We start from the raw sequence: 2,546 nt of genomic DNA on the forward strand, positions 1-2,546 counted from the left end.
CGGCGACTTGCCGGCCGGGGGCACTGCGGAGGCGCGCGGCGTGGTCGGCTCGAGCACGGATTCGCGGTTCGGCTTCTTGCCCTTGAGCAGATCGACGATCTCGTCGCCGCTCAGCGTCTCGAACTCGAGCAGGCCCTTGGCGAGAGCTTCGAGATCGGCGCGCTTCTCGGTGAGAATACGCGTCGCTTCGTTGTAGCCCTCTTCCACGAAACGCCGGATCTCGGTGTCGATCTTCTGGACCGTCGCCTCCGACGCGTTCTGGGTGCGCGACACCGACATGCCGAGGAAAACCTCGTCCTGGTTTTCGCCATAGGACACGGTGCCGAGCGCCTCGGACAGGCCCCAGCGCGTCACCATCATCCGGGCCAGACGTGTGGCCTGTTCGATGTCGGAGGACGCACCTGAGGTCACCTTCTCGCGGCCGAAGATCAGCTCTTCAGCGACACGGCCGCCCATCATGATCGCGAGCCGCGAGGTCATCTGCTCCAGAGACATCGACAGCTTGTCGCGCTCGGGGAGCTGCATGACCATGCCCAGCGCACGGCCGCGCGGAATGATCGTCGCCTTGTGGATCGGGTCGGTCGCGACGACGTTGAGGCCGACGATGGCGTGGCCACCCTCGTGATAGGCCGTCAGCAGCTTCTCTTCCTCGGTCATGACGAGCGATTTGCGCTCGGCGCCCATCATCACCTTATCCTTGGCCTCCTCGAACTCGGCCTGAGTCACCATCCGCTTGTTGCGGCGGGCGGCCGTGAGCGCAGCTTCGTTGACGAGGTTCATCAGATCGGCGCCGGAGAAGCCCGGCGTGCCGCGCGCGATGGTCTTGAGGTTGATATCCGGCGCCAGCGGAACTTTACGGACATGCACCTTGAGGATCTGCTCGCGGCCGACGACGTCGGGGTTCGGCACGACGACCTGACGGTCGAAGCGGCCGGGGCGCAGCAGCGCGGGATCGAGCACGTCGGGACGGTTGGTGGCGGCGATCAGGATCACGCCCTCGTTCGCCTCGAAGCCGTCCATCTCGACCAGCAGCTGGTTCAGCGTCTGCTCGCGCTCGTCATTGCCGCCGCCGAGGCCGGCGCCGCGGTGACGACCGACCGCGTCGATTTCGTCGATGAAGATGATGCACGGCGCGTTCTTCTTGGCCTGCTCGAACATGTCGCGCACACGGGAGGCGCCAACGCCGACGAACATCTCGACGAAGTCCGAACCCGAAATGGTGAAGAACGGCACGTTGGCCTCGCCCGCGACCGCACGCGCGATCAGGGTCTTACCGGTGCCGGGAGGGCCGACCAGCAGCACGCCGCGCGGAATGCGGCCGCCGAGGCGCTGGAATTTGCCGGGGTCGCGCAGGAATTCGACGATTTCCTGAAGGTCCTGCTTGGCTTCGTCGACGCCGGCCACGTCCTCGAAGGTGACGCGGCCATGCGCTTCAGTCAGCATCTTGGCGCGCGACTTGCCAAAGCCCATCGCCTTGCCGGCGCCGCCCTGCATCTGCCGCGACAGGAAGATCCACACGCCGATCAGCGCGATGAACGGCAGCCAGGAGACCAGCAGCGAGACGAACCACGGCACGTTGTCGCCCGGCGGCTTTGCGGTGATCTGCACCTTGCTGTCGTACAGGCGCTTCACCAGCGTCGGGTCGCTCGGCGCATAGGTCTGGAAGCTGGAGCCGTTGGTGAAGGTGCCGTGAATGTCGGGGCCCTGGATCACGACGTCGCGCACGTTGCCGCGGTCAACCTCGCTCAGGAGCTGCGAGAAGGCGATGTCCTGCGAGGAGGCCCGCTGACCCGGATTCTGGAAGAGCGTGAACAACGCCAACAGCAGCAAAACAATGATGACCCAGAGGGCGAAATTGCGCAGATTGGCGTTCATCGATCTTCCTTCGTGGTCGCGCGGATCGCGGCCTGGTCCTTCAGGAGTTACTTGGGCAAGCCAGAGAAAATCCCCAAGGAATCCTCTCGGTTAGACGCATACAATCTAGGTGCCGCCCCGGTCGCTGCCAAGGGAACGAGATGGGACTATTTAGCCCATCTTAGAGCGATTCCCGCTGAAATAATGGCGCCCGATGCGGGGTTTTTCCTGCCTGGTTAAGGTGTCCTGACGGGGCGGGGCCGAAATGGCCGGTGTCATGATCCGACTTCCTGCGGCCCTGGGGGCACCCTTCAAGCACCCTTGCCGCGCCGCGCCGGCGCCGGTCCGATGTGGATACGCCCGCCGGCAAGGCTGATCAAGGCTCCCGCAAGGGTTTGCCGCAAGGCCGGCCGGCCATTTGCGGCCGCGCGAGGACTTGCCGCGATGGCCTGATCGAGCACGGCCAGGAGGGATTCAACCTTGCCGAGTTCCGCCGGTCCTTCATGTCCGAGCGCGTTGACGGCCCGCAGCAGGAGCCGCAGCCGGACCTCCTCCGGCAGGACGGCAAAGCTTGAGGCCTCGAAGCTTCGAACGCCCGCCTGCGGCGCAACGTCGCGATCCCGCAAACGGAGGAAGCGCTCGGCGCCGTCGGCGAGCACCTCGACCGCCGCATTGGCCCGCGCCAGCCTTGT

Annotated in this window: 1 protein-coding gene and 1 pseudogene; both read right to left on the reverse strand. The window is 65.5% G+C overall.

The genetic code is table 11. The features are described from left to right. On the reverse strand, positions 1–1,875 hold a 1,875-nt coding region (gene ftsH, locus MOV74_RS35870; RefSeq protein ID WP_246931961.1), incomplete at its 3' end, for an ATP-dependent zinc metalloprotease FtsH. A 290-nt stretch (positions 1,876–2,165) separates the two neighbouring features. Next, positions 2,166–2,546: pseudogene (locus MOV74_RS35875) on the reverse strand (tRNA(Ile)-lysidine synthetase); the annotation flags it as partial.

The organism is Bradyrhizobium sp. SHOUNA76, assembly GCF_023006445.1.
Lineage (GTDB): Bacteria > Pseudomonadota > Alphaproteobacteria > Rhizobiales > Xanthobacteraceae > Bradyrhizobium.